A 25,731-nucleotide genomic window follows, 5' to 3' on the forward strand; every position below is an offset into this window, starting at 1 on the left:
TCGCGGGTCTGGGCCAACCGCCTTTCCTTTGGCATGATCTGTGCGAATCGGAACGCACGTTCCACAGGACTTCACAGGAAGTACGGGGGGCGGACAGGTCGTGATCCTCACGGTCACCCTCAACACGGCGCTGGACCTGACCTACCGGGTCCCCGCCCTCACCCCGCATGCCTCCCACCGGGTCACCCAGGTCATCGAGCGGCCCGGCGGCAAGGGGCTCAACGTCGCCCGCGTCCTCGCCGCCCTCGGACACGAGACGGTCGCCACCGGCTTCGCGGGCGGCGCGACCGGCGCGACGCTGCGGGGCCTGCTCGCGGAGACGCCCGTCCGCGACGAACTCGTGGAGACCGCCGGACCCACCCGCCGTACGGTCGCGGTCGTCGACACCGCCAGCGGGGACACCACCCAGCTCAACGAACCGGGCCCGACCGTCACCCCCGCGGAATGGACCGCCTTCCGCGCCCGCTTCACCACGCTCCTCGACGGAGCCGAAGCGGTCGCCCTCTGCGGCAGCCTCCCGCCGGGCATCCACGTCGGCGCGTACGCGGAACTGATCCGCCTCGCCCGCACGGCCGATGTCCCCGTACTCCTCGACACCAGCGGCGAACCCCTCCGCCGGGGCATCGCCGCCCGCCCCGACCTGGTCAAACCCAACGCCGAGGAACTCGCCCAGCTCACCGGCGCCCGCGAACCCCACCGCGCCACCAACGACGCCCGCCGCCGCGGCGCCCGCGCCGTCGTCTCCTCCCTCGGCCCCGACGGCATGCTCGCCGCCACCCCCGAGGGCCTCTGGCGCGCGACCCCGCCCGCCGCGGTGAAGGGCAACCCCACCGGCGCCGGCGACTCCGCCGTCGCCGGCCTCCTCTCCGGCCTCGTCGACCACACCCCCTGGCCCGACCGCCTCACCCGCGCGGTCGCCCTCTCCGCCGCCACCGTCCTCTCCCCGGTGGCCGGGGAGTTCGACACGACGGCCTACGAGGGGCTGCTGACGCGGGTGAAGGTGACGGCGCAGCCAGCCCTTGACTGACTACGCCGTCCTACCGGGTCCTCAGGCGATGCGCCCGAGCGTCACGCACCTGTCGGCGACCCAGCCCTTCCTCCCGTTGTAGTTGAGGGGGGTCCAGGTGTTGTACGTCTCGCTCTCGTTGTCGCACTTGTAGTAACCGCCGGTAACTCGACCCGTGCACGTAGCCGTCCAGCACGGCACGGAGCCCGAGGGGGAGATTCGGGCGAGCACGGTGGAGTTCGTCGAAGCCGACGCGCGAACGTTCCAGGAAACCTTTCCGTATGCGCCTGACACGGCAGCAGACGCCGAGGGTGTCGTCGTAACAACCAAACCAGCAGCCAGCACACCGACCGACGCCATCTTTGCCAGGGCACGCATCTTCAGGACCTCCCGTATTGTCCAACCCGCCCTCATGGTCAACGAGGGAAGGATCATCAGATGATGATCTTACTTTCGTGGGTGAACATAAGAGAGCGAACGTCATGCCGTACTGCAGGCGGTGCGCCGGCACCTACGACCCCGGGGTCACCTCGAGCCAGTCGAGCAGCACGTTGCACTGATTGCCCTGCTCGCACGAGATCTTGATCTCGTTGTCGCCCTTCTTGAGCTCGACCGGCGCCCAGGTGGTCTGCCAGTTCTTCTCAAGGTTCGTGTCCGAGGAACCGATGAAGTTCTTCAGCCCGATCGGCTGGCTGTTCGCCTTGCCGTTGACCGTCAGGGTGGCGTTGGCGTCGACCGCCGGGATGGCGTACCGGACGGTCAGGCGGTACTTGCCCTCCGTCGGCATGTTCGCCTTCCAGGTCACCGAGGCACCGGGCGTGTTGAAGCCCGACACGTACACGCCGCCGACGCCCTCGGCGCCCTGGACGGTCTTCTCGGTCGTCGCCGAACCGCCCAGCGTCAGCGTCGCCGCGTCCTGCTTGGGGAGCTCGTCCGGGGTCTTCTCGGTGGTCGGCTCGGTGGTGGGCTGCTCGGAGACCGTGGCGGGCGGGGCGCTCGACGGCGTGCCGCCGGCCTGGCCGTCCTTGTCGTTCTTGCCGCCCGAGTTGGAGATCACCGCCGCCGCGATGCCGATCACCACGACCGCGACGACCGCGACCGCGCCGACCAGCAGGCCCTTGGTGTTGGGGCCGCGGCCGGAGCCGCCGCCGCGCTGGGGCGGGATCGGGGCCGTACGGGGGCCGGGCTGGGCGCCGTAGGTCTCGGGGGCCGCGTACTGGGCCTGGGGCTGGCCGTACGGGGACTGCTGCGGCGGCACGTACGGCTGCTGCTGCTGGTGGTGGCCGTACTGGCGCTCGCCGACCGTTCGGACCTGGTTGTACGAGGTCCGGGGCACGCCCGGCTGCGCGGGGGCGGGGCCGGGGTAGCCGTAGCCGCCGCCCTGCGGGGGCTGGGCGCCCGCTGCCTGGCCGTCCGCGTACAGGTAGCCGAACGGATCGTCGTCCTCGGGCTTGCTCGCGCCGTCGTTACCGGCAGCCATCCGGGTCATCCTCTCCATGCTCGCCAGCCGTCGCCGACCGGCCGAGCCTACCTCGAATGGCCCACTCCGGACTCAGCCCGCCCGCCGGTGGACCTTCGCCCGGGAGCGTTTCTCCACGTACATCCGCTGGTCGGCGGAGTTCAGGACCTCTTCCACGGTCATCCCGCACTCGGCCCAGCCGATGCCGAAGCTCGCCCCGACGCGGACCGCCCGCCCGTCCACCCGGATCGGCGGGATGATCGCGTTGCGGAGGCGTACGGCCAGGTCGGCGGCGTCGGCGGCACCGAGGCCGTCGGCGAGGACGACGAACTCGTCACCGCCGAGCCGGGCGACCGTGTCGCCGTCCCGCACGCCGGTGGTGAGCCGGCGCGCGACCTCGATGAGGACGGCGTCCCCGGTGTGGTGCCCGAAGCGGTCGTTGATCGACTTGAAGCCGTCGAGGTCGCAGAAGAGGACCGCGAGCCCCTTGGTGCCGTCGTCGACCTCGCCGCCCGTGGGCGCCACGATGTGGACGTGGTGGTCGTACGCGCCGCCGCCCGCCGGCTCGAAACCGAAGCCGTGCTCGTGCTCGTGCTCGTACGGCTGGGGCTGCGGCTCGTATCCCTCGTACCCCTCGTATCCCTCGCGTCCGGGGTCGTACGCGGGCTCGTTCCCCGGGGCGCCCGGGCGCTCGCAGATCCGGGCGGAGAGCCGGGAGCGCAGCTCGGCGCTGTTGGGGAGGCCGGTGAGGGCGTCGTGCGAGGCGCGGTGGGCGAGCTGGAGCTCGTGCCGCTTGCGCTCCTCGATGTCCTCGACGTGGGTGAGGAGGAAGCGGGGCCCGTCGGCGGTGTCGGCGACGACGGAGTTGCGCAGGGAGACCCAGACGTACGTGCCGTCCCGGCGCCCGAGCCGCAGCTCGGCCCGGCCGCCCTCGGCGGAGGTCCGCAGCAGCGTCCCTATGTCCTCGGGGTGGACGAGGTCGGCGAAGGAGTAGCGCCGCATGACGGAGGCGGGCCGGCCGAGGAGCCGGCACAGGGCGTCGTTGGTGCGGAGGAGGCGGCCGTGCTGGTCGCCGCCCATCTCGGCGATGGCCATGCCGGAGGGCGCGTACTCGAAGGCCTGCCGGAAGGACTCCTCGGAGGCCCGGAGCGCCTGCTGCTCGCGTTCGAGCCGGACCAGGGCGCGCTGCATGTTGGAGCGGAGGCGGGCGTTGCTGATGGCGATGGCCGACTGCGAGGCGTACATCTGGAGCGCCTCCTGGCCCCAGGGGCCGGGGTGCCGGCCGTTGCGCGGGCGGTCGACGGATATGACGCCGAGGAGCTCGCGGCCGGAGCCCGAGGCGTACATCGGGGCGTAGAGCCGGTCGTGCGGGTGCCACTCGTCCTCGAAGCGGGGCGCGGGGCCGTCGGTGTGCCACTGGGGGACGTCGTCCTCCATGAGGACCCAGCCCTCGGTGTGCGGGATGAACCGCAGGTCGCCCCAGGCGACGCCCATGGAGAGGCGCTTCTCCCAGGATTCACGCGGGCCGACACGGCCGGTGATCAGGGCCTCCGCGGCGGAGCTTCCGGCGAAGGCGGCGACGACGAGGTCACCGTCGGGGCGGACGAGGTTGACGCAGGCCAGCTCGTAGTTGAGACCGGCGACCACGCCGTCGGCGACGGTCTGCAGGGTGTCCGCCAGGCTGCGGGCAGTGTTGAGGTCCGTCACGACCTGATGCAGCTGCCGCAGGGTCGAGAGACGGACGTACGGCTCCGACTCGGTCTCCATCGCTCGCTCTCCCCGAGACCTCGACAGCAACTCCAGGGTTCTGATCGGCTACGTGTGCACTGTCACTGCCACTGAATCACAGCGAGCTGCGCACCCGGTACACAGGGTCAACAAATACTGTGCTCTGTGACTCAAGTCACAGCAGATGAGGGCGGGTCGCGAGTGCTTTCCGCATATGACAGGACCTAGGTCCGGCGGCCGTGACCGGTTGGTCCCCCGGCCCGATGCGGGGCGCGGAGCACCGGGACTAGCGTTCGGGTGTGCTACTGAGAACACCCGCCTCGCCCCCCGTGACCGACCTGGCCATCCCTCATGCTGAGGGGGTGAGCAACGAAGAGTTCCGGGCGGCGATGTCCCGCCTCGCGGCGGGCGTGGTCCTGGTGACCGCGCACGACCCCGACGACGGCCCGCGCGGCGAGGACGTCGGCATGACGGCCACCGCCTTCATGTCGGTCTCCCTCGAACCGCCCCTGGTCCTCGTCAGCCTCCGCAACGGCTCCCGCATGGACGACCTGCTCGCCGACGTCCCCGTCTGGGCCGTGTCGGTCCTCGCCGAGGACCAGCGCCACGTCGCCGGCCGCTTCGCCATGAAGAACCGCGTCAGCGACCGCCTCCTCTTCGCCGACCTCCCGTACACGCGCGGCGAGGCGAGCGGCGCCCCCCTCGTCGACGGCGCCCTCTCGGTCCTGGAGTGCCGCACGGAGAACCGCGTCGTCGCCGGCGACCACACCCTCGTCGTGGGCCGCGTCCTGACGGTCGGCCTCCCCTCGTCGGGCGGCGGCCCCCTCACGTACTTCCAGGGGAAGTACCGGCACCTGTCCTAAATGGCGATGCGCGCGGCCCCCGCACCGGCCAGACTCGCGCAATGACCGAGAAGATCACCCGCATCAACCCCGAGCAGCTGCACCAGACCCCCGGCTACCACCACATCACGGTCGTGGAGTCCGGCCGCACCGCCTACCTGGCGGGCCAGTGCCCCCTGGACCGCGACGGCGAACTGGTCGGCCCCCACTCCCTCGACGCCCAGATCGACCAGGTGGTCGCGAACTCCCTCACCGCCCTGTCCGCGGTACACGCCCAACCCCACCACGTGGTGCGGTCCGTGATCTACGTACGCAGCGACGACCAGGCCACCCTGGGAGCCGCCTGGGCCCGCCTCACCGCCTCCCCCCTCGCCCCGGCCTTCACCACCGCCAGCACCCTCCTCGGCGTCGCCCAACTGGGCTTCACCCACCAGCTCGTCGAGGTGGACCTCACGGTGGCACTGCCCGACTGAGGCTCCTCACCAGCTGGGGCGGGTCTAGCTCCAGTCGCGGGACTGCCGGGTCCGCTTCGTCTCCGAGCGCTGCTTCTTCTCGCGGAGGCGGCGTTCGTTGATGCCGCGGGGGATCTTGGTGGGGCGGCGGGGCTTCGGGGGCGGGGCGGTGGCTTCGGCGAGGAGGGCGGCGAGGCGGACGGCGGCGGTTTCGCGGTTGCGCCACTGGGAGCGGTGCTCCGAGGCGCGGACGGTGACGACGCCGTTGACGAGGCGGGAGGCGAGGCGCTCCAGGGCGCGGGCCTTCCAGACCTCGGGGAGGGCGTCGGTGGCCGCGAGGTCGAAGCGGAGCTCGACCTGGGAGTCGCTGGTGTTGACGTGCTGACCGCCCGGCCCCGACGACCGCGAGAAACGCCACTGGAGCTCGGCCTCGGGCAGCGAGACGGAGCCGCGGATGGGATAGGGACCGGACATGCCCTCCATGTTCCCCGGAGAGGGCCGGACGAGTCATCCTGATTTCCGCACGGAGGCGGGCGGGAACCGCCGGCCTCCGATGTGCGTTTCTCCAGGCGAGCGACGACTTCACGACGAAAGGGACTTTCCATGGCTGTGAGCCTGTCCAAGGGCGGCAACGTCTCCCTGACCAAGGAGGCCCCGGGCCTCACCGCCGTCACCGTGGGCCTCGGCTGGGACGTCCGCACCACCACCGGCACCGACTTCGACCTCGACGCCTCGGCGATCGGCGTGGACGGGGCCGGGCGGGTCGCCTCGGACGCCCACTTCGTCTTCTTCAACAACAAGTCGACGCCGGACCAGACCATCGTGCACACCGGTGACAACCGCACCGGCGAGGGCGGCGGCGACGACGAGCAGATCAACGTCAACCTCGCGGCCCTCCCGCCGAACGTCGACAAGATCGTCTTCCCGGTCTCCATCTACGACGCGGTGTCCCGCTCGCAGAACTTCGGCCAGGTCCGCAACGCGTACATCCGCATCGTGAACCAGGCCGGCGGCGCCGAGATCGCCCGCTACGACCTCTCCGAGGACGCCGCCGTCGAGACGGCCATGATCTTCGGCGAGCTGTACCGCAACGGCGCCGAGTGGAAGTTCCGCGCCGTCGGCCAGGGCTACGCCTCGGGCCTTGAGGGCATCGCCCGCGACTTCGGCGTCAACATCTGAGACGTCTGACGGACCGGGAAAGGGTAGGGCCCCGTCGGGGCCCTACCCTTTCCCGCGTGATCGTCGAAGCCCTCCCCCGTACGGAAGCGCACGCCCTCCCCGGCGCGCTGCTCACCGAGCTCACCGCGCTGTACGCGTCGAACCAGGAGTTCCAGCAGCTCAGCGGCGACTTCCCGGACCCCGACGACATCAGGCCCGAGCAGGTCGCCGCCGCTCTCGCCGACGAACTGGCCGAGCCCTCCGCCGAGGTGCTCCTCGCCCGCGCGGAGGGCCGGCTCGTCGCCGTCGCGATCACGCGCGGCCGCCACCCCGACCCGGCGCAGACCGACCCGTGGATCGGGCTGCTGATGGTCCACGCGGACGCGCGGCGCGCCGGGTACGGCCGTCGGCTCGCCGCGTACGTCGAGACCGGCTTCCGCGCCGAGGGCCGCACCGGGCTGCGGCTCGCCGTCCTGGAGAACAACCCGAAGGCGCTGGCCTTCTGGACCTCGCTCGGTTACGAGGAGATCGCCCGCCGCCGGGACCTCGCGCACGGCCGCCCGTGCGTCGTGATGAGGAAGAGCCTGGCGGACTGAGGACCCGTCCGGCTCGGAGTCAGAACGCCCAGGCCGGGTCGTTCGCGATCTTCAGGAGCTCGGCCGTGGGCACGGCGGGCTCGGGGCGGGAGGCGTCACGGCCCTGCCACTCCTGGAGCGTGACCGTCCGCCCGTCCTGGCGCAGCACCCGCACGTACCAGGACGTCCGGCCCTTGCCGCCGGCGCGCACGGTGACCACCTCCGCCCGTGCGCCGTCGGACAGGTGGACCACCTCGCAGCGGTCGCCCGTCGTGGCGGCACCCGGCGCGGGCGCGCCGGGACGGGGTGACACCTTCGGCAGGGCGATCTGGGCGCACAGCGGCACGTCGGGCTCCTTGTCGGTGTACCCGGCGCCGCCCACGAACTGCACCGGGCCGGTGCCGCCGTCCCACTGGACGCGGTAGGTGCGGCCGGGGAAGTCGCCCTCACGGGTGAGGGCCCGGCCGGAGGGGAGGAGGCCGACGAGGGTGTCGGCGAGCCGCCGGCTGTCCCACTTCGTCCGGTGCTCGGTCCCCGACCCGAACCCGTCGGGCCGCAGCGGCTGGGCCGCGGTCTCGGCCGCCGCGGGGACGAGGGGGCCGACGAGCGGGTCGGCGGCGCGGGCCACGTCCGGGCCTTCCGGAGAGGCACCGGTACCGGCTCCGGTCAGGGCCAGGGCGAACACCGCCGCCCCTGCGGTCACGCCCGTCACGGCGAACGCCCCCCGCCGGCGCAGACGGCGGCGCCGGCCGGCCGTGACCAGCTCGTCGACGCCGACGCCCAGCGGCGGCTCGTCGTCGAGACCGGCCCGCAGCAGGGTCTTCATGTCGTGGTCGTTCATCGGATGGTGGCCTTCCTTCGGGTCTGACGCGTCTGATCGGCGGGCTGGGCGGACGCGGCGGGCTCCCCGAACACCTCGGAGCCCTTCTCGTCGCCCAGGAGACCGCGCAGTCGGGCGAGCGCACGCGCGGTGTGGCTCTTGACCGTGCCGGAGGTGCAGCCCAGGGCCGCGGCCGTGGCGGGGATGTCCAGGTCGGCCCAGTACCGCAGCACGACCACGGCCCGCTGCCGCGGCGGGAGTTCCTCAAGGGCGGCGCGCACCTGGAGCCCGAGTGCCTGGTCGGCCGCATGCTCGGCGCGGTCGGGCAGCTCGGAGGCGGGGTGCTCGCGGCGCCAGCGCCGCCGCATGTGGTCGACGCAGGCCCGGGTCAGCACCCGGTGGGCGTACGCCTCCAGGTTCCGTATCCTGCGCCGTCCGCCCCAGACCGCGTACAGCTTCGTCAGCGCCGTCTGTGTGATGTCCTCGGCGTGGTGCCAGTCACCGCACATCAGGTAGGCGGTGCGCCGCAGGTGCGGCAGGCGCGCCTCGGCGAAGCCGCGGAATTCCTCCAGGTCCCCGGTACGCAAATGGGTGCCCTCCGTTCGTCTCTGACCCTTCGACGGAGCGGGCCGTACGCGGGGATGTCACGGAGGGCGTCTTTTTTTCGCCGGGCGGAAGAGCCTGGACCGGGCTAGGGCCGGGACGGCTTCTCGTCGCCGTACAGCCAGACGTCCCACAGGTCGCCGAGGTCGCGGCCCGCGACGCCCTCCGCGTAGGCGGTGAAGTCGGCCGTGGTGGCGGTGGCGTGGCGGTACTTCGCGGGCCAGCCGCGCAGGATCTCGTCGAAGACGCGGTCGCCGACGGTCTCGCGCAGCTTGTACAGGACCATCGCGCCCCGCTGGTACACGGGCGGGTCGAAGAGGTTCTCGGCGGCGGGCGGGGAGGCGGGCGGGAAGGCCCAGTTGGCGTCCTGGGCGAAGGCCGTCTCGTAGCGGGTCCGGGCGGGGACGTGCTCGTACCGCTCCCCGTACAGCCACTCCCCGTACGTGGCGAAGCCCTCGTTCAGCCAGATGTCCTTCCAGCTCGCGGGCGTGACGGAGTCGCCGTACCACTGGTGGGACATCTCGTGGACGAGGGTCGACCGGTCGAAGGAGGCGGCCGGGAAGACGGGCCGGGTCTGGGTCTCCAGGGCGTAGTGGAGGGGCCCGTCGGCGGTGACGGTCGCGCCGGTGGCCGAGAAGGGGTACGGGCCGAAGAGCTTCACCTGGCGGGCGAGGATCTCGGGTACCTCGGCGCGGAGGGCGGCGGTGCGCGCCGCGACGGGCTTCTCGGCGGCGGTCAGGACGGGCACGGAGCCGAGGGCGGTCGCCGTCCCCGTCTCGTACCGGCCGATCGCGACGGTCGCGAGGTAGCTCGCCATCGGTGCGGCCTCGTGCCAGACGGTGGTGACGCGGCCGTCCTCCTCGGTGCGCCGCGCGGTGCGGACGCCGTTGGAGATGCCTTCGAATCCGGCGGGGACGGTGAGGGTGATGTCGTAAGCGGCCTTGTCGGAGGGGTGGTTGTTGCCGGGGAACCAGGTCATGGAGCCGGCCGGTTCGCCGACCGCGACCGCGCCGCCGGCCGTGCGCAGCCAGCCCTCCTTCGAGCCGTCGTCGTCGGTGAGCGGCTCGGGCACGCCGGTGTAGGTGACGGTGGCCTTGAACTCGGTGCCCTCGGGGATCTCGTCGCGCGGGCGGAGGGTCAGTTCGTTCGCGGCCCGGTTGTACGCGGCGGGGGCGCCGTCGACGGTCGCGCCGCGCACGGTGAGGCCGGCGAGGTCGAGGTTGAAGGCGCTGAGGTACTGGGTGGAGCGGGCGGTGATCTCGGCGGTGCCGTCGAGGCGGCCGGTGGCCGGGTCGTAGGCGAGGGTGAGGCCGTAGTGGCTGACGTCGTAGCCGCCGTTGCCGAGCTTGGGGAAGAGCGGGTCGCGCAGTCCGGCGGCCCCGGGGGTGCCGCGGACGCCGCCGCCGACGTCGGTGCAGCCGCCCACCAGCAGTACGAGGGCGGCGAGGGCGACGACTCCGGTCCGGCTGCGCTGTGACACGTACCGAATCTTAAAGGTCTTAAGCGGTCGAAAACGAAAAGGCGGTGGCGCCCGGCGGGGGATCCGGGCGCCACCACCAGCTGAGGGGCCACCACACAGCTGAGGGGGTGTTACTCCGCCAGGGCGGCGACACCGGCCTGGGCGAACTTCTCGTCCAGGTCACCGGACGGGGCGCCGGCGACGCCGATGCCCGCGATCGGGGCGCCCTTGGCGGTGACGGGGGCGCCGCCGGCGAGGAACAGGGTGCCGGGGATGTCCTTCAGCGTCGGCGCGTTGGCCAGGCGGCCGGCGAGGACCGAGGTCGGGGCGTTCCAGGAGACGGCGGTGAACGCCTTGCGCTCGGCCGACTCGTAGGACTGCGGGCCCGCGCCGTCGCCGCGCAGGGTGACGATCGTGTTGCCGTTGCGGTCGACGACCGCGACGGACACGCGCTGGTTCTCCTTCTCCGCGGCGTGCAGGGTCGCCTGGGCGGCCTTGGTGGCGGCCTCGATCGTCAGGTGCGTCGACGTCATGGTGTTGCCGTTGTCCGCGTCGGCCATGACCGCGGCGGGAGCGGCGGCCGGGGCGGCGGCGTTCGCGGAGACCACGCCGAAGGTACCGGCGGCGACGACAGCGGCGGCGGTGGCACCGAAGAGGATCTTCTTCATGACTGACTCCGTAAGAGGTGAGGAGGAGAGGGAGGGGAAGCCTTCGAGCGGTTCGTTCGTCCTTCGCTCTGCCTCGATCCTCCGGCCGGAACCGGGGCCGTACGGTCCACGGTCCGGCTGCCCTCCGCGCGCACACCGGACGACGGGCCTGTCAGCCGATCGGTTGATGCCCCGCTGGTCCGACCGGGCCACCATGGACGAGTACACCCAGGTCAGAAGGCAGGAAGGCGGCACGGTGACCCGGCCCGCGGAACACGACCCCGACGCCCGCTGGCTGGCGCGTGTCATGCACATCGCGTTCTTCCTGCTGCTCGGCGCCTCCCTCGCCCGCTTCCTGCTGCGGCACGACTGGGAGGCCCGCAGCCCCTGGATCATCGCCCTCTCCGGCGCGCTCGCCTCCCTCTACCTGCTCGGGCCGGTCCTCGGCACCCGCGCCACCCCGCGCCGGATCGCCTGGCTGGGCACGGTCGTCGCCGTCTGGGTCGTCCTCGTCGTCCTCGCGCCCAGCTTCGCCTGGTGCGCGGTGCCGCTCTTCTTCACCGGCCTGCGCACCCTCCCGCCGCGCGCCGCGCTCGGCCTGGTCGCCCTGCTCACCGCCTTCGTGGTCTTCGCCCAGGTCCAGCTCTCGCACGGCGGCTGGGACCCGAACCTGATCGTCGCCCCGCCGGCCGTCGCCGCCCTCGCCACCGGTGTCTTCGTGTACGCCGACCGGCAGGCCGCCCGGCAGCGGGCACTCATCGACGACCTCATCCGCACCCGGCGCGAACTCGCCGCGATCGAACGCCGCGAGGGCACCCTCGCCGAGCGCCAACGCCTGTCCATGGAGATCCACGACACCCTCGCGCAGGGCCTGTCCAGCCAGCAGATGCTGCTCCAGGCCGCCGACCGCACCTGGGACGGCGACCCGGGCACGGCCCGCCGCCACGTCCGCACCGCCGAGTCCATCGCCGAGCGGAACCTCGCCGAGGCCCGCCGCTTCGTGCAGGACCTCGCGCCCGCCGACCTCGCCGGGGGCGGCGGCCTGGAGGAGGCCCTGCGGGGGCTCGCCGCCCGCGAGTCGGCGGCCTTCCGGGTCGACGGGATCCCGGTGCCGCTGCCCGAGCGCGTGCAGGCGGCGCTGCTGCGGATCGCCCAGGGCGCCCTGGCGAACATCCGCGAGCACGCCGGCGCCGACTCCGCCGCCCTCACCCTCACCTACCTCGACGACCAGATCGTCCTGGACGTCGCCGACGACGGGCGCGGCTTCGACCCGGCGCTCGCCCGCGCACAGGCCGAGCGCGGCCACGGCCTGCCCGCGATGCGCGTGCGCGCCCGGCAGCTCGGTGGCACCCTGACGGTCGAGTCCACCCCCGGCGAGGGCACGGTGCTCTCCGCCGCGATCCCGCTCTCCCTGGAGTCCTGATGTCCGTACGGATCCTCCTCTGCGACGACCACGTCGTCGTCCGCGCCGGTCTGCTCGCGCTGCTCGGCAGCACCCCCGACATCGAGGTCGTGGGCGAGGCGGGCAGCGGCGAGGAGGCCGTCGCCATGGCGGCGAAGCTGAAGCCGGACGTCGTCCTCATGGACCTCCAGCTCGGCGCGGGCATCGACGGCGTCGAGGCGACCCGGCGGATCGCGCCCACCGGCGTCCACGTCCTCGTCCTCACCACGTACGACACGGACGCCGACATCACCCGGGCCATCGAGGCGGGCGCGACGGGCTACCTCCTGAAGGCCGAGCGGCCCGAGGAGCTGTTCGCCGCGATCCACTCCGCCGCGCAGGGCCGCACGGCCCTCTCCCCGCCGGTCGCCAGCCGCGTCATGGACCGGATGCGCGGCGCCGCCGGGCCGAGTCTCACCGACCGGGAGCGGGACATCCTCGGCCAGCTGGGGCGCGGCCTCGGCAACCGGGAGATCGCGCGGGCCCTGTTCATCAGCGAGGCGACGGTGAAGACGCACCTCGGCCGCATCTACGCCAAGCTCGGCGTCGACACCCGCGCGGGCGCGGTGGCGGTGGCGAAGGAGCGGCGGCTGCTGCCCTAGGGGTACCCCGTACGGCTGGTCCCGGGTGCCGTTCCCCGGCACCGGACCCTCTCCACTGCTACTTTGCGTCGTCACTCGACCGCACGGTGTCATGTCTCAGTGGGAGCGCACGTGAAGCTCGCGATCGTCGGCGGCGGCCCCGCCGGCCTCTACCTCTCGATCCTCCTGAAGCGGCAGGACCCGTCGCACGAGATCGCCGTGTACGAGCGGAACCCCGAGGGCTCCACGTACGGCTGGGGCGTGACGTACTGGGCCGGGCTCCTCGACAAGCTGCGCGCGGGCGACCCCGAGTCCGCCGCCGCCGTCGCCGAGGCCTCCGTGACCTGGACCGACGGGGTCGCCATCGTCCGGGACGAGCGGACCGTCCACCGGGGCGACGCGGGCTTCGGGATCGGGCGGCGGCGGATGCTCGCGCTGCTCGCCGACCGGGCCGAGGAGCTCGGCGTACGGGTCGAGTTCGAGCACGACGTCCCCGGCCCCGACGCGCCCGAACTGGAGGGCGCGGACCTGGTCGTCGCCGCCGACGGCGTCAACAGCGCGCTCCGCGAGGCCCACGCGGACCACTTCGGCAGCGAGGTCACGAGCGGCCGCAACCAGTACATCTGGCTCGGCACCACCAAGGTCTTCGACTCGTTCAGCTTCGCCTTCAAGGAGACCGAGCACGGCTGGATCTGGTGCTACGCCTACGGGTTCAGCGGCGAGCGGTCCACCTGCGTCGTCGAGTGCTCCCCGGAGACCTGGACCGGCCTCGGTCTCGACACGCTCGGCGAGGCCGACAGCCTGAACCTCCTGGAGAAGCTCTTCCACGACCTCCTCGACGGGCACGAGCTGATCGGCCGCGAGCGCGCCGACGGCGCCGCCCAGTGGCTGACCTTCCGCACCCTCACCAACCGGGTCTGGCACCGGGGCAACCTCGTCCTCCTCGGCGACGCCGCCCACACCACGCACTACTCGATCGGCGCGGGCACCACCCTCGCCCTGGAGGACGCGCTCGCCCTCGCGGACGCCCTGCGCACCCCCGGCGACCTGGACACCGCCCTCACCGCGTACGGCAAGCGGCGCCGCGCCGAACTCGTCCCGGCGCAGAGCGCGGCCCGCTACAGCGCCCAGTGGTACGAGAACCTGCCCCGGTACATGAGCCTGGAACCGGCCAAGATGTTCGCCCTCCTCGGCCAGCGCCACTCGCCGCTGCTCCCCCACGTCCCGCCGCAGCTGTACTACCGGATCGACCGGGCCGCCGGACAGCTGGAGCCGCTGCGGAAGCTCAAGCGCTGGCTCGGCCCCCGGGTCGCGCGGGCCGTACACGGCCGCTCCTGACCCCGCCCGGGGGCGGCGGTCCTGTCCGGGGGAGGCGGTCCTGTCCGGGGAAGGCGGTCCCTGACCCCGTCCGTGCGCGGCCGCCCCTGACCCCCGTCCGGGGGCGGCCGCGCACCTCCGTCCGCCACCCGAACCTAGGGGCCGGAACCCGCCGCTTCCCCGTCCCGACCGTCCCGGGACGTCCCCGGTACGCCGGTGTTCCCCGGTACGTCGGCGTTCCCCGGTACGCGGGTGTTCCGGTGATCCGCGTTCACACGTCCCGGCGGTGGACCGCGAGAAGGGCCACCGCCACCGCGCCCACCGCCCAGGCCCCGTACACCGTCCACGCCCCGCCCGCCGACCACGGATGGTCCACCGGAACCGGCGACGCCCCGATCTCCGTCAGCCGCTTCCAGGCGCCCTGCGGCAGCAGGTGCAGGAACGTCGCGCCCCAGCGGTTCCGCTCGTCCATCAGGGCCGGCAGCAGGAGCAGCACCCCGGTCAGGGAGACGATCGTCGTCGCGGTGTGCCGCAGCAGCGCCCCCAGGCCGAAGCCGGCGGGATCGACCAGCGCGCGCACGGGACGGGCCAGACGCCCGGCCGGATCAGCCGCCGCGCGCACGGGACGGGCCCGGGGCCCTGACGCCGTCGGCCGCCGTGTGTACGGGACCGGGCCGGGACCGTGACACCATCGGTCCCGTGCTCGACATCGGCTACTCCCTCTCGCGTCGCTTCCCCGACCCGCCGCAGACCGACTACCGGCGCGCGGACGTCCACGCCCTGCGCCACGACCTGTTCTGCGGGGACGTGTACCTCGCCGACACCGAGGCGGACCGCGAGGTGTCCACGGCCTGGGGCTGGGTGCCCGTGCTCGACTTCGCGTGGGCGCTGTGCGACATCGTCGAGCAGCTCGACCAGGACCCGCGCGGCAGCCGCGCCGCGCAGCCGCAGTACGCGGAGCTCGACTTCACCGAATCCACCGACCGGATGCTCTTCGAGCGCCGCTTCGGCTGGGTGGACGTCGAGGCCGACTGGATGCCTGGCGACGAACCTCCGGTCACCTTCAACCACGCGGAACTGCGGCGCGAGGCGCGGGACTTCCTGCACGACCTGATCGCGGACCTCACGGACATGCACGAAGGCCTCTCCGACAACCCCACCATCTGGACCCTCCAGTCCCGCTTCCCCCGCGTCCCGTAAGCCCCGTCACGGGCGGTGCCCCGCCCCGCCCCGTTGCGGGCCGCGCCCCCGCCGCCCCCCCCGTTGTGGGCAATCGTTCCGCTGGGGCGGAACGGGTGGGCACAACGGACCCGCGCCCTGCCGGCGCCAGAGGCTTACGCGCCCTGACCCGCACCACGTCGTGCGCCGTGCATGGGGTGCGGGTCCAGGCTCGGAACGCGGAGGCGCCGCTAGAGGGCGCCGTCCCGTGTGCCCACCCGTCCCGCCCCAGCGGGACGATTGCCCACACGGGGGTGAACGAAGCGCACCGCCCCGCCGGGCACGGGCCCCACACGGGCCAGCGGGTGCGGGCCCCGCACGAGGGGGGCGAAGCCCCAGGCGGGTGCGGGCCCCGCCGGGCGCGGGTGCGGGCCCCGCACGGCGAGGTGAGCCAAGCGCGCCGCCCCTCAGTCCTCCACCCGCACCCCCAGCCGCGCGGCAAGCACCGGCGCCAGGTCCAGGAGCTGCATGGAGGAGATGACCGCGCCGGAGAGGGACTCGACGCCCGCGGCGATCTCCAGGCGCTGGACACCGCGGAGGTCGACGTCGGTGAGGCGCGCACCGGTGAAGTCCGCGCCGGTGAGCACGCAGTCGAGGAACTCGACGCGCTGGAGGACCGCGCCCCCGAAGTCCGGTTCGCTCAGGACGCAGCCCTCGAAGACGACGTCCTTCAGTTTCGAGGCCCGCAGGTTGAGGTAGTCGATCTTGCCGCCCCGGACGACAGTTCTCTCCAGGACCGCCCCGTGGAGCTGCGTCCCGCCGAGCCGCGCCTCCACGACCTCCACGTCCCGCAGCTGCGCCCCGGCGAGCTCCGTGCCCACGCCCCGTACCCCCGTGAGGACCGAGTCGAGGAACCGGGCGCCCGTGAGCCGCGCCCCGTCGAGCGCGCACTCGCGCAGCGCGCAGTCCAGGAACCGGGCTCCCTCGCCCGACTGGTGTGTCAGGTCGAGCCCGGTCAGTGCGAGGCCGTCGTAGTCCCCGTCCGGTTCGAGACCGCCCTCGTACGGCTCCAGGGGAGGCAGCCGCACCTCCGGCCGCCGCGCCCCCGCCACCTTCTTCTGCTGTTGCCGATGCTGGTTCCGACTCGTCGCCATGCCCCCATCGTGACGTACGCCACTGACAGCGCCCGCCATGTCACATCCGCCGCCCCTCCCGCCGTCCCCCGTACGAGACCGACACGAAGGAGACACGGACATGCGGAAGCTCACCATCATCGGCGGCGGTTTCGCCGGACTGACCGCCGCCATCACGGCCGCCGAGGCCGGTACCGAGGTGACCGTCCACGAGGCGCACCGGACGCTCGGCGGCCGGGGCCGCACGGCCGGCGGCCCGTACCGCACCAACGAGGGCCCGCACGCGCTCTACAACGGCGGCCCCCACTGGACCTGGCTGGAGCAGCGCGGTCTCATCCCCCCGCTCGCCGTCCTGCCGACCGCCGAGGCCGTCCGGTTCCGCGTCCACCGCGACGGCGCCGTGCGCCGCACCCCGCCGCTGAGCCTGTTCCGTCAGGCCCGCCGCAGCCCCGAACAGGCCCCCGTCGACCTCGACTTCCGCACCTGGGTCACCGGCCTCGCGGGCGAGCGCACCGCGCGCGTGGCGGCCTCGTACAGCGGGGTCGCGCTCTTCCACCACGACCCCGGCTCCCTCTCCGCCCGTTTCGTGCAGGAGCGGCTGCACCGGGCCGCCGCCCTGCCGCCGGAGGCGCACTACATCCGGGGCGGCTGGGGCGAGCTGATCGAGCGGATGGCCACGCGCGCGCGTGAGCTCGGCGTACGCATCGAGACGTCCTCCCGGGTCGACACCCTGCCGCTCGGCGGCGGTCCCGTGATCGTCGCGACCGCCCTGCCCGCCGCCGCCCGCCTCCTCGGCGACCCGTCGCTGACCTGGGAGAGCGGCCGTACGGTCCTGTTCGACCTGGCGCTGCGGACCCGGAAGGGCGATCCGTTCGTGGTCTCCGACCTGGACGCGCCCGGCTGGGTCGAGCGGTTCACGGCCCAGGACCCCTCGCTGGCCCCGGCCGGGCAGCAGCTGGTCCAGGCGCAGCTGCCGATCGCACCCGACGCGTCGAAGGCGGACGGCGTCGCCCACGGCGAGCGGCTGCTCGACCTCGGCTTCCCCGGCTGGCGCGAGCGGGAGGTGTGGCGGCGGGAGTCCGTCTCCCAGGGCCGTACGGGCGCGGTGGACCGCCCGGGCACGACCTGGCGCGACCGGCCGGCCGTCGACCGGGGCGACGGGGTGTACCTGGTGGGCGACCAGGTGGCGGCGCCGGGCGTGCTGTCGGAGGTGTCGTTCACGAGCGCGGTCGAGGCGGTGTCGCTCGCCCTGCGCGCGGAGCACCTCGACCGCCTTGACCTCAAGCGCGCTTGAGGTCTGAGAGTGGAGCGGTCCACCCGTACGACGACAGGGGAACGCCATGCACGCCATCCGCCTCCACGCCTTCGGCCCCGCCGAGAACCTCGCCTACGAGGAGACGCCCGACCCCGTCCCGGGCCCCGGCCAGGTCCGTGTCCGGGTCGCGGCGGCCGGCGTGCACCTCCTCGACACCGCCCTGCGCGAGGGCGCCACGGGCCCGTTCCCCGCGCCCGCCGAGCTGCCCACGATCCCCGGCCGCGAGGTCGCCGGGACCGTCGACGCCCTCGGCGAGGGCACCGACCCGGCCTGGCTCGGCCGCCGGGTCGTCGCCCACCTCGGCATGAACCCCGGCGGCTACGCCGAACTCGCCGTCACCGACGCCGCCCGCCTCCACGCCCTGCCCGACCACCTCGGCGAGGCGGAGGCCGTCGCCATGATCGGCACCGGCCGCACGACGCTCGGCATCCTGGGGTTCACCGAGCTCGGCCCCGACTCGGTCGCGATCGTCCCGGCCGCCGCCGGCGGCATCGGCACCCTGCTCGTCCAGTACGCCGAGAACGCCGGCGCCACCGTCATCGGCCTCGCCGGCGGCCCCGCGAAGACCGCCCTCGTCGAGGCGAACGGCGCCGACCTGGCCGTCGACTACACGCGGCCGGACTGGCCGGAGAAGGTCCGCGCGTACCTCGAATCCCTGGGCAGGGAAGCCACCGTCGTCTTCGACTCGGTCGGCGGCGACACCGGTCGCGCCGCCGTCGACCTCCTCGGCGAGGGCGGACAGCACCTGGTCTTCGGCTGGTCCGGCGCCGGGCTCCACGACGGCGAACCGCTCACCTTCACCGAGGAGGAGCTCACCGCGCGCGGCATCACCTCGGAGTCCGTCCTCGGCCCCGTCATGATCCAGAAGGCGGGCGGCGACATCCGTACGCTCGAACTCGCCGCGCTCGCCGCCGCGTCCACCGGCACGCTCCGCCCGGCGGTCCACCGCTTCCCGCTCGCGGAGGCGGCGGAGGCCCACCGCGCCCTGGAGAACCGGGGCACGACGGGCAAGGTGGTGCTGATCCCGTAGATCCTGCGAGGACTCAGACCCCGAGGACGTCCCAGGAGTGCGCCTTGAACTCCTTCACGAACTCGGGGTGGTCCTCCCACATCCGGGCGATGGAACGCAGCACGTCCCAGTTGTGCTCCAGGGCCTGGTCGACGACCTGCCGCAGCTCCGGCGCCGTCTCCCGCTTCTCCACGAGACCGTTCACCTGCGACGCGGCCTGCACGGTGTAGCGCAGGGCGCGCAGCGACCGCGAGGTGTCGTCCATGCCGAAGCCGTGGTCGCTGCCGTTGGCGGGGTCGAAGAGGGGCGTGAGGCGTGCCTCGATGAAGTCGGTGATGCGCTGGAACCGCTGCTCAATGTCCATGTCTCCTTCCTACACCGTCACTCCACCCAGCTCCGCCAGGGCCCCGTCCGTCAGCCGGTACACCGACCACTCGTCCTGCGGGCGGGCGCCCAGGGACTCGTAGAAGTCGATCGAGGGCTGGTTCCAGTTCAGTACGGACCACTCCAGGCGCTCGTAGCCGCGCTCCACGCAGATCCGGGCCAGTTCCCGCAGCAGGGCCTTGCCGTGGCCGCCGCCGCGGGCCTCCGGACGGACGTACAGGTCCTCCAGGTAGATGCCGTGGACGCCGCGCCAGGTCGAGAAGTTGAGGAACCAGAGCGCGAAACCGACCGCCTCGCCGGTCTCCGACTCGGCGATGTGCGCGTAGGCGGCGGGACGCTCGCCGAACAGGGCCTCGTGGAGCTGCTCGGGCGTCGCGCGGGCCTCGTCGAGGGCCTTCTCGTACGCGGCGAGGTCGCGGATCAGGGCGTGGATGACGGGGACGTCGGCAGGCGTGGCTGTACGGATCATGCCCCCAGCCTGCCCCGGCTCAGACCCTCCTGGCCAGCAGGATTCGCGCGGCGGCGACCTGCTCGGCGTCGAGCGCGGACTCGCCGTCGGCGACGTCCCACAGCCCGTTCTGCAGGACCCGGCCCAGCGTCCACGCGACCGCCCGCCCCCGGTCCCCGACGACCTCGTCGGCGAGCAGGTCGAACCCCCACAGGAACCCGTCGGGATCGAAGCGGTCCATCAGCGCCGGGAGCAGCTCGAAGCCCGGGTCCCCGGCCAGCGGCTTCGGATCGATCGCCAGCCAGGGTTCCCGCTTCCCCGCGAGCACGTTCCCGAAGTGCAGGTCCCAGTGGAGCAGCCGGTCCCCCGGCTCCCCCGCCACCTCCCGTACGGCCGCCGCGCAGTCCCGCAGCACCGCCGCGTCGTCCGCGCCGAGCCGCGCCACGGCCTCGGGCACCCGGGCGAGCATCCCGGCCGCGGTGTCCCCGAGCGTCCGGATGCCCTCCGGCGCGGGCACGGCCACCAGGCGGGCGAGGAGGCCCGCGACGATCCGGAGCGCCTCGCGGGTGTCGGTGACGGTGGAGAGCGGCCGGGCCTCGTCGAGGCGCTCCAGGAGCATGGTCCCGGTCGGGGCGTCGTGGTCGAGGAGCCGTACGACGCCGGCCCCGTCCCAGAGGCGCAGTCCGGTGGGCTCCCCCTCCGTCTCCTCGTCGAGCAACTGCATCTTCAGCGCTGCCCGCGTACCGTCGGCGACCCGCTCGACGGGCAGCACCAGCGAGACGACCCCGTGCATCGAGGGCCCCGTGACCCGCAGCCCCCACCGCCCGAGGAACTCCTCGGCCAGCGCGGGCAGCCCGGCGACGAACGCGCGCCCGGCGTCACCGTTGTACTTCGCCTGCGACTGCGCCAGTTCCTCCGGTACGTGAATCACCCACCGACCCTAACGACGGTCGCCCCGAAGCGCCTCCGAGAATCCCCCGCGCCCGCTGGACGGCGCGACCTGGCCCGTATCCACGGAACCACCCCCACCGGTAACCTCCCGCCCACGCACCCGGAAGAGGGATACACATGAGCACGGTCAACGGCGGAATATCGTTCTGGTACGCGCAGGAGGGCGCCCCCGCGCCCCGCGAACCGCTCCCCGGCGACACCACCGCGGACGTCTGCATCGTCGGCGGCGGATACACAGGGCTGTGGACCGCCTACTACCTGAAGAAGGCCGTCCCGTTCCTCAACATCACCGTTCTCGAAGCCAAGTTCTGCGGCTATGGCGCCTCGGGGCGCAACGGCGGATGGCTCTACAACGGGATCGCCGGCCGTGACCGGTACGCGAAGCTCCACGGGCACGAGGCCGCCGTCCGCCTCCAGCAGGCGATGAACGCGACCGTCGCCGAGGTCCTCGACGTCTGCGAGGCCGAGAAGATCGACGCCGACCAGCACCGCGGCGGCGTCCTGGAGGTGGCGCTCTCGCCCGCGCAGCTCGTCCGCCTGAAGGCCTTCCACGCCACCGAGCTGGCCTTCGGCGAGACGGACCGCGAGCTGTACGGCGCCAGGGAGACGGCGGACCGCATCCGCGTCGCCGGGGCCGTCGGCTCCTCCTGGACCCCGCACGGCGCCCGCCTGCACCCGCTGAAGCTGGTGAAGGGCCTCGTGGACGCCGTCGAGGCCCTCGGCGTCACGGTCCACGAGTCGACGCCCGTCACGGAGATCAAGCCGAAGCACGCGATCACCCCGTACGGCACGGTCCGCGCCCCGTACGTCCTGCGCTGCACGGAGGGCTTCACCGCCTCCCTCGCCGGCCAGCGCCGCACCTGGCTCCCCATGAACTCCTCGATGATCGCCACCGAGCCCCTCACCGACGCCCAGTGGGAGTCGATCGGCTGGGACGGCCGCGAGGCCCTCGGCGACATGGCCCACGCCTACATGTACGCCCAGCGCACCGCCGACGGCCGCATCGCGCTCGGCGGCCGGGGCGTCCCGTACCGCTTCGGCTCGAAGACCGACAACGACGGCCGCACCCAGCCGCAGACCATCGACGCCCTCCGCGAGATCCTGGTCCGCTTCTTCCCGCAGCTCGCGGGCGTACGGATCGACCACGCCTGGTCCGGCGTCCTCGGCGTCCCCCGCGACTGGTGCGCCACCGTCACCCTCGACCGCTCCACCGGCCTCGGCTGGGCCGGCGGCTACGTCGGCTCCGGCGTCGCCACCGCGAACCTCGCCGCCCGCACCCTCCGCGACCTGATCAAGGAGGACTCCGGCCAGTCGGGCCCCACCGACCTCACGGCCCTCCCCTGGGTCAACCACAGGGTCCGCAAGTGGGAGCCCGAGCCCCTGCGCTGGCTCGGAGTCCAGACCATGTACGCCGCCTTCCGGGGCGCCGACCACCGCGAGGCCACCACCCACACGGCCGAGACGGACCGGGTGGCGGTCCTCGCGAACCGCCTCAGCGGACGCTGAGAAGCACCGGTGAGGGCGCACACCGCGCCCTCACCGACCTTGAACTACTCCACCTCGATGCCGAAGTCCCCCACCAGCTCCTCAAGCCCGCCCCGGTAGCCCTTCCCGCCGAGCACGAAGTCCCAGTCGCCGCCCGCCCGTCGGCGGAACGAGCCGAGGACGAGCGCCGTCTCCCCCGGCCGCCCCTCGGACACCTCCAGGCGGTCGAGCTCGACGCCCGAGTCGTCCCGCAGCCGGATCCCGGCCTCCGTGAACCCGCCCAGATCCGCCTCGGGGTTCACCTCCGGGTCCACGGCCGCCACGAGGACCAGCCGGTCCGCCCGCGCGGGCAGCGCGTCGAAACCGACCCGTACGGCCGCCCGGTCGCCGGGCGCCGCCGCCACCATGGCCACCGAACCGTCGGGCGTCGCCGGGTTGTTGAAGAACACGAACCACTCGTCGCCGAGGACCCGGTTCCCGGCGCAGACCAGCGCGCAGACGTCCAGCGCGGCGGAGCCCGACCACACCATGCCGAGCAGGTTGAAGTCCTCGGAGGCCTCGGCAGGAGAGGAGGCGGGGACGGAGGCCGGGGCGGACGCCTGCGCCGCCTCCCGCGCGGGCCCTCCCAGCCGGCCCCGCAGTCCGTGCTGGTGCAGCAGGTCCACCAGCTCCGTCCCCGAGATCAGCGTCAGCGGCTTGCCGTTGGCGAAGGTGTACGAGCCGGGCCCGAACTTCGAGGTGGTCACCAGGACCCCCTTGTTGGCCCCGACGTCCTGCACGGTCCCGTACAGATCCCGTACCGCGCTCGGCGGCACCGTGTTCCGGTACCGCTTCACCTGCACCGCGATCGATCCGCCGCTGATCGGATCGGGATCGAGCGCCTTGACGTCGACCCCGCCGTCACCGGACCGCTGCGTGGTCACCGCCTGGAGCCCCCGCGCCCGGAACAGCTCGGCGACGAGGCTCTCGAACTCGATCGGGTCCATGGTGAGCAGGTCGGGCTCCTCGCCGTCGCCCTGCACCACCACGTCCGAGCCCACCTGGTCGGGCTCCCGCAGCGGCACGACCGCCACCCGCTCGTCGGGCTTGGCGGAGAGCCGCCCGCCGAGGGCCCCGGTCAGGCACTCCACGGCGCCGACGAGTTCCAGGTTCAGCCGGTCGAACGCCGGCCGCTCCACCACGACCGAGGCCACGCACACCCGCCCGGCGAGCCCGGTGGCGGGATCGACCCCGCCCACGTACCCGTTCAGCGCGACCCCTTCGAGCGCCCCGAACCGGTCCGCCGCGAACAGCTCCCGCACCGCGAGCAGCACGCTCTGCGCCAGCACGTCCCGGTACAGCGCCCGCCGCTGCGTCACCGGCCGCGGCACCTCCTTCTCCTGGTCGGTGCTCGGCAGGTACTTGACGCCCTTCGCCTCGGGAACGACCTCGTACCCGGGCAGGTCCCAGTCGAGCACCAGCCCCCGCCCGGCCCGGTCGTACGCCGCCGACACCTCCCGGGGGAAGCCCTCCGGCCAGGCCGTCGACGCGAAGAGCACGGCGGAGAAGAACTCGACGACGGTGTCGGGCTCCCCGTCCCGCAGCGCCGCGACCGTCCCGTCGACCCCCGCGTTGTGGGCACGGATCTCGGCTGTACGGGCGGCCACCCAGGCGTCGTACTCCCGCCGGTACGCCGCCAGTTGCTCCACCCGCCGCGCCTCCGCCGCCTGCGCCGCGTACCAGTCGTGCTCGAACCTGGCCCGCGCGTCCCGCTCGGCCTGGGCGCGCCCGGCCGGCGTCCAGGCCCCCTGCGGCTGGTAGAACCGCTGGTCCGGCATCGCCACGGGCTCCCCCAGCGGCCCCGGGGCGAACGGCTCGACCGCCTCCTCCCGCCGCAGCGACTCCACGCCGAAGGCGGGCGCCCGGCAGCCCGTCGCGAGCAGCGACTCCAGCGCCGCGACCCGCTCATCGAGCTCCCGCGTCCGCCGCAGGGCGTCCGCGTCCCGCTGCTGCCGATAGGCCGCCCGCTGCTCCCGCTGCATCCGGGCGACGTCCCGCTCGTACGCCCGCTGCGCCCGCTCGGCGTCCCGCTGCTGCCGCAGCGCCGCCTGGTGCTGCCCCTCCCGCTGCCTCTGCGCCACCCGCTGCTGCTCGGCCCACACCCCGATCAGCCCACCGGAACGCCGACTCATTCGCACACCCTCCCCATGACCCCGACGACCACCCGCACACCCCCGTGCCGCACAAGTGTCCCCCGACGGCGGCGGGCCGGGACACGCGAACGTCGCGGTGTCCCGGCCCGGCCGGACGTCAGCCGGGCGTCAGCCGAGCGGCAGCGTCGCGGTCCGGGTCTCGCTGTACGGCGAGTGGTTCCCGGCCTCGTCATAGGTGCGGGCCCGGTACTCGTAGGCGACGCCGTCGGCGGCCTGCGGGGCGCAGACGGTGACCTTGGCCGGGTCGAGGCGCGGGTCGTACGTCTTCTGCAGGACGACCGACCAGGTGGCCGCCCCCGCCGCGCGGCGCGTGATCTCGAAGCCGGAGAAGTCGCGGATCGGGGCGGGGGTCCAGTCGGTGGCGGTGGCCTGCACGCCGCCCGCGCAGGAGCCCAGGGTCAGGTCCGGGGCGTAGGCGGGGGCGATGCCGTCGGGGATCTCCAGCCACAGCTCGTTGAGCGCGGTGGCGTCGAGCGTGCTCGGGCTGAGGGTGGTGGTGCCGCCGTCGTTGGTGACGAGGACGCGGTAGTGACGGGTCTCGCCGTCGGCGGCGACGGGGGCGGTGGTCCAGGTGTTGCCCTTGGTGGTGCCGAGCGGGACCCAGCGGTAGTAGCCGTCGACCAGGTCGTTGCTCAGGACCGTGTAGTGGTCGAAGTGCGGCTCGGTGTTGAGGGGCCACTTCAGGGTGACCTTGCGGGTCGCCTTGTCGAAGGTGCCGGTCAGGGAGGTGACGACGGGCAGCGGCCGCACGATGACGTCCGCGCTGCCGGCCGAGGTGTTGCCCGCCTTGTCCCTGGCGCGCACCTCGTAGTAGTAGGGCGTGCGGTCGTCGGGGTTCACCAGGGGGTCGGTGAAGCTGCGCGCCGTGGTGGAGGCGGTGACGGTCGTCCAGGTGCTGGAGCCGACGGCCCTCCGGTGCAGGGAGTACCCGGCGAGGTCCATCTCCTTGTTGCCCGCCCAGGAGACGGTCGTCCGGCGGGAGGTGGTGTTGTAGGCGGTCGCCACGCCGGTGGGGGCGAGCGGCTTCACCTTGTCGTACGTGGCCGAGGTCCGGGGCGCGTAGGTGAAGTTGATCTTGGCGGCGCCGCTCCAGTTCGCGTGGTCGACGCGGACGGTGTGCCGGCCGGAGGGCACGGTGAGGTTGACGCTCCGGGAGCGCGCGGTGTCCCCGGTGTTCGCCCACAGGTCGATCTTGCGGACGCCGTCCAGGTAGACGCGGGCTCCGTCGGTGGCGGACACGGTGAAGGTGAAGGGGCCGCCGGAGCCGAAGTCGCGGGACACCCACCAGCGGACGCCGAAGTTGTTCGCGGCCACGCCGGCGGCCGGACTCCCCGACCAGTTCTCGGCGACGGCGGCGTCGCAGTCGGTCCTCACGGGCGTCCCGGAGAACGAGGTGTTGTTGTAGAACGTCCGCACCGGGACGTTGGTGGCGCAGGTGACGCCGGCGGCCGCCGCCTGCGGGGCGACGACCACCAGACCGCCGAGGACGACGGCGGACACGACACCGCCGCCGAGGGCGGCGACGAGGCTCTTCGAGGACACGGGGACCCTTCGGGCGGGACAGAGAG

Annotated in this window: 27 protein-coding genes; 13 read left to right on the forward strand and 14 right to left on the reverse strand. The window is 73.4% G+C overall.

Going from position 1 to position 25,731, the window contains the following annotated elements:
* The first annotated feature begins 100 nt into the window (after positions 1 to 100).
* Positions 101 to 1,027, forward strand: a complete 927-nt coding sequence (locus ACH4TP_RS35270) for a 1-phosphofructokinase family hexose kinase (RefSeq protein ID WP_398440198.1) — start codon at positions 101 to 103, stop codon at positions 1,025 to 1,027.
* A 154-nt stretch (positions 1,028 to 1,181) separates the two neighbouring features.
* On the forward strand, positions 1,182 to 1,448 hold the full coding sequence (locus ACH4TP_RS35275) for a hypothetical protein (RefSeq protein WP_398440199.1): 267 nt from the start codon (positions 1,182 to 1,184) through the stop codon (positions 1,446 to 1,448).
* Between the two features lie 69 nt (positions 1,449 to 1,517).
* Here ACH4TP_RS35275 and ACH4TP_RS35280 read toward each other — a convergent pair whose 3' ends face one another.
* Both ACH4TP_RS35280 and cdgB read right to left on the reverse strand, forming a co-directional pair.
* Positions 1,518 to 2,486 carry a CBM35 domain-containing protein gene (locus ACH4TP_RS35280; protein ID WP_398440200.1) on the reverse strand — a complete coding sequence of 323 codons (969 nt, stop codon included), beginning with the start codon at positions 2,484 to 2,486 and terminating at the stop codon, positions 1,518 to 1,520.
* 72 nt (positions 2,487 to 2,558) lie between these two features.
* Positions 2,559 to 4,232, reverse strand: a complete 1,674-nt coding sequence (gene cdgB / locus ACH4TP_RS35285) for a diguanylate cyclase CdgB (protein ID WP_398192409.1) — start codon at positions 4,230 to 4,232, stop codon at positions 2,559 to 2,561.
* A gap of 260 nt (positions 4,233 to 4,492) precedes the next feature.
* Here cdgB and ACH4TP_RS35290 point away from each other — a divergent pair, with 260 nt between their 5' ends.
* Both ACH4TP_RS35290 and ACH4TP_RS35295 read left to right on the forward strand, forming a co-directional pair.
* Positions 4,493 to 5,056, forward strand: coding sequence for a flavin reductase family protein (locus tag ACH4TP_RS35290; RefSeq protein WP_398192411.1), 564 nt, complete (start codon positions 4,493 to 4,495; stop codon positions 5,054 to 5,056).
* 41 nt (positions 5,057 to 5,097) lie between these two features.
* Complete coding sequence (locus ACH4TP_RS35295; RefSeq protein ID WP_398192413.1) at positions 5,098 to 5,508, forward strand: RidA family protein; 411 nt, start codon at positions 5,098 to 5,100, stop codon at positions 5,506 to 5,508.
* A gap of 24 nt (positions 5,509 to 5,532) precedes the next feature.
* Here ACH4TP_RS35295 and arfB read toward each other — a convergent pair whose 3' ends face one another.
* Positions 5,533 to 5,970, reverse strand: a complete 438-nt coding sequence (gene arfB, locus ACH4TP_RS35300) for an alternative ribosome rescue aminoacyl-tRNA hydrolase ArfB (protein ID WP_078908429.1) — start codon at positions 5,968 to 5,970, stop codon at positions 5,533 to 5,535.
* Between the two features lie 120 nt (positions 5,971 to 6,090).
* Here arfB and ACH4TP_RS35305 point away from each other — a divergent pair, with 120 nt between their 5' ends.
* On the forward strand, positions 6,091 to 6,666 hold the full coding sequence (locus ACH4TP_RS35305) for a TerD family protein (RefSeq protein WP_388856825.1): 576 nt from the start codon (positions 6,091 to 6,093) through the stop codon (positions 6,664 to 6,666).
* Between the two features lie 56 nt (positions 6,667 to 6,722).
* Positions 6,723 to 7,241, forward strand: a complete 519-nt coding sequence (locus tag ACH4TP_RS35310; protein ID WP_398192415.1) for a GNAT family N-acetyltransferase — start codon at positions 6,723 to 6,725, stop codon at positions 7,239 to 7,241.
* 19 nt (positions 7,242 to 7,260) lie between these two features.
* Here the strand turns inward: ACH4TP_RS35310 and ACH4TP_RS35315 are convergent, their stop codons facing one another.
* The 4 genes from ACH4TP_RS35315 to ACH4TP_RS35330 form a co-directional block, all read right to left on the reverse strand.
* Positions 7,261 to 8,061, reverse strand: a complete 801-nt coding sequence (locus ACH4TP_RS35315) for a hypothetical protein (RefSeq protein ID WP_398440201.1) — start codon at positions 8,059 to 8,061, stop codon at positions 7,261 to 7,263.
* The gene (locus ACH4TP_RS35320) at positions 8,058 to 8,627 is read right to left on the reverse strand and encodes a SigE family RNA polymerase sigma factor (protein ID WP_398440202.1); all 570 of its coding nucleotides are present in this window, start codon (positions 8,625 to 8,627) and stop codon (positions 8,058 to 8,060) included. The genes ACH4TP_RS35315 and ACH4TP_RS35320 overlap by 4 nt, the downstream gene beginning before the upstream one ends.
* Before the next feature lie 104 nt (positions 8,628 to 8,731).
* Positions 8,732 to 10,123 (reverse strand): M1 family metallopeptidase, encoded by a 1,392-nt coding sequence (locus ACH4TP_RS35325; protein ID WP_398192421.1) that lies wholly within the window; start codon positions 10,121 to 10,123, stop codon positions 8,732 to 8,734.
* Between the two features lie 110 nt (positions 10,124 to 10,233).
* Positions 10,234 to 10,770, reverse strand: a complete 537-nt coding sequence (locus ACH4TP_RS35330; protein ID WP_389236829.1) for a heme-binding protein — start codon at positions 10,768 to 10,770, stop codon at positions 10,234 to 10,236.
* A gap of 286 nt (positions 10,771 to 11,056) precedes the next feature.
* Here ACH4TP_RS35330 and ACH4TP_RS35335 point away from each other — a divergent pair, with 286 nt between their 5' ends.
* The 3 genes from ACH4TP_RS35335 (at position 11,057) to ACH4TP_RS35345 (ending at position 14,109) form a co-directional block, all read left to right on the forward strand.
* Positions 11,057 to 12,172: a sensor histidine kinase gene (locus ACH4TP_RS35335; RefSeq protein WP_398440241.1), complete on the forward strand. Its 1,116-nt coding sequence runs from the start codon at positions 11,057 to 11,059 to the stop codon at positions 12,170 to 12,172.
* Positions 12,172 to 12,792: a response regulator transcription factor gene (locus ACH4TP_RS35340; protein WP_015035223.1), complete on the forward strand. Its 621-nt coding sequence runs from the start codon at positions 12,172 to 12,174 to the stop codon at positions 12,790 to 12,792. Before ACH4TP_RS35335 ends, ACH4TP_RS35340 begins: the two co-directional genes overlap by 1 nt.
* Positions 12,793 to 12,903: 111 nt before the next feature.
* Positions 12,904 to 14,109 carry an FAD-dependent monooxygenase gene (locus ACH4TP_RS35345; RefSeq protein WP_398192423.1) on the forward strand — a complete coding sequence of 402 codons (1,206 nt, stop codon included), beginning with the start codon at positions 12,904 to 12,906 and terminating at the stop codon, positions 14,107 to 14,109.
* 250 nt (positions 14,110 to 14,359) lie between these two features.
* Here the strand turns inward: ACH4TP_RS35345 and ACH4TP_RS35350 are convergent, their stop codons facing one another.
* Complete coding sequence (locus ACH4TP_RS35350; RefSeq protein WP_398440203.1) at positions 14,360 to 14,668, reverse strand: hypothetical protein; 309 nt, start codon at positions 14,666 to 14,668, stop codon at positions 14,360 to 14,362.
* 119 nt (positions 14,669 to 14,787) lie between these two features.
* Here ACH4TP_RS35350 and ACH4TP_RS35355 point away from each other — a divergent pair, with 119 nt between their 5' ends.
* Positions 14,788 to 15,288 carry a hypothetical protein gene (locus tag ACH4TP_RS35355; protein WP_389236839.1) on the forward strand — a complete coding sequence of 167 codons (501 nt, stop codon included), beginning with the start codon at positions 14,788 to 14,790 and terminating at the stop codon, positions 15,286 to 15,288.
* Positions 15,289 to 15,713: 425 nt separating this feature from the next.
* Here the strand turns inward: ACH4TP_RS35355 and ACH4TP_RS35360 are convergent, their stop codons facing one another.
* The gene (locus tag ACH4TP_RS35360; protein WP_398440204.1) at positions 15,714 to 16,400 is read right to left on the reverse strand and encodes a pentapeptide repeat-containing protein; all 687 of its coding nucleotides are present in this window, start codon (positions 16,398 to 16,400) and stop codon (positions 15,714 to 15,716) included.
* A 100-nt stretch (positions 16,401 to 16,500) separates the two neighbouring features.
* On the opposite strand from ACH4TP_RS35360, the gene ACH4TP_RS35365 reads away from it, so the two are divergent.
* Together ACH4TP_RS35365 and ACH4TP_RS35370 are read left to right on the forward strand one after the other, a co-directional pair.
* On the forward strand, positions 16,501 to 17,673 hold the full coding sequence (locus ACH4TP_RS35365) for an FAD-dependent oxidoreductase (RefSeq protein ID WP_398440205.1): 1,173 nt from the start codon (positions 16,501 to 16,503) through the stop codon (positions 17,671 to 17,673).
* Between the two features lie 46 nt (positions 17,674 to 17,719).
* Positions 17,720 to 18,724, forward strand: coding sequence for a zinc-binding dehydrogenase (locus ACH4TP_RS35370; RefSeq protein WP_398440206.1), 1,005 nt, complete (start codon positions 17,720 to 17,722; stop codon positions 18,722 to 18,724).
* Positions 18,725 to 18,737: 13 nt separating this feature from the next.
* On the opposite strand, the gene ACH4TP_RS35375 is transcribed toward ACH4TP_RS35370, so the two are convergent.
* Genes ACH4TP_RS35375 through ACH4TP_RS35385 form a run of 3 tightly spaced genes read right to left on the reverse strand, consistent with a single transcriptional unit; the run spans position 18,738 to position 20,466 of the window.
* A complete protein-coding gene (locus tag ACH4TP_RS35375) occupies positions 18,738 to 19,067 on the reverse strand; it encodes a hypothetical protein (RefSeq protein ID WP_041130456.1) in 330 nt (109 codons plus the stop codon).
* A gap of 9 nt (positions 19,068 to 19,076) precedes the next feature.
* A complete protein-coding gene (locus ACH4TP_RS35380) occupies positions 19,077 to 19,556 on the reverse strand; it encodes a GNAT family N-acetyltransferase (protein WP_389236847.1) in 480 nt (159 codons plus the stop codon).
* Positions 19,557 to 19,575: 19 nt separating this feature from the next.
* On the reverse strand, positions 19,576 to 20,466 hold the full coding sequence (locus tag ACH4TP_RS35385) for an aminoglycoside phosphotransferase family protein (RefSeq protein ID WP_398440207.1): 891 nt from the start codon (positions 20,464 to 20,466) through the stop codon (positions 19,576 to 19,578).
* A 137-nt stretch (positions 20,467 to 20,603) separates the two neighbouring features.
* On the opposite strand from ACH4TP_RS35385, the gene ACH4TP_RS35390 reads away from it, so the two are divergent.
* A complete protein-coding gene (locus ACH4TP_RS35390; RefSeq protein WP_398192443.1) occupies positions 20,604 to 21,992 on the forward strand; it encodes an NAD(P)/FAD-dependent oxidoreductase in 1,389 nt (462 codons plus the stop codon).
* A gap of 44 nt (positions 21,993 to 22,036) precedes the next feature.
* Here the strand turns inward: ACH4TP_RS35390 and ACH4TP_RS35395 are convergent, their stop codons facing one another.
* Both ACH4TP_RS35395 and ACH4TP_RS35400 read right to left on the reverse strand, forming a co-directional pair.
* Entirely contained in the window at positions 22,037 to 24,142 is a 2,106-nt protein-coding gene (locus ACH4TP_RS35395) for a restriction endonuclease (RefSeq protein WP_398440208.1), read from the reverse strand.
* 129 nt (positions 24,143 to 24,271) lie between these two features.
* The gene (locus ACH4TP_RS35400; RefSeq protein WP_398192447.1) at positions 24,272 to 25,705 is read right to left on the reverse strand and encodes a PA14 domain-containing protein; all 1,434 of its coding nucleotides are present in this window, start codon (positions 25,703 to 25,705) and stop codon (positions 24,272 to 24,274) included.
* Positions 25,706 to 25,731: the final 26 nt, after the last annotated feature.

Source organism: Streptomyces sp. NPDC021012, from assembly GCF_044333355.1.
Classification (GTDB): domain Bacteria; phylum Actinomycetota; class Actinomycetes; order Streptomycetales; family Streptomycetaceae; genus Streptomyces.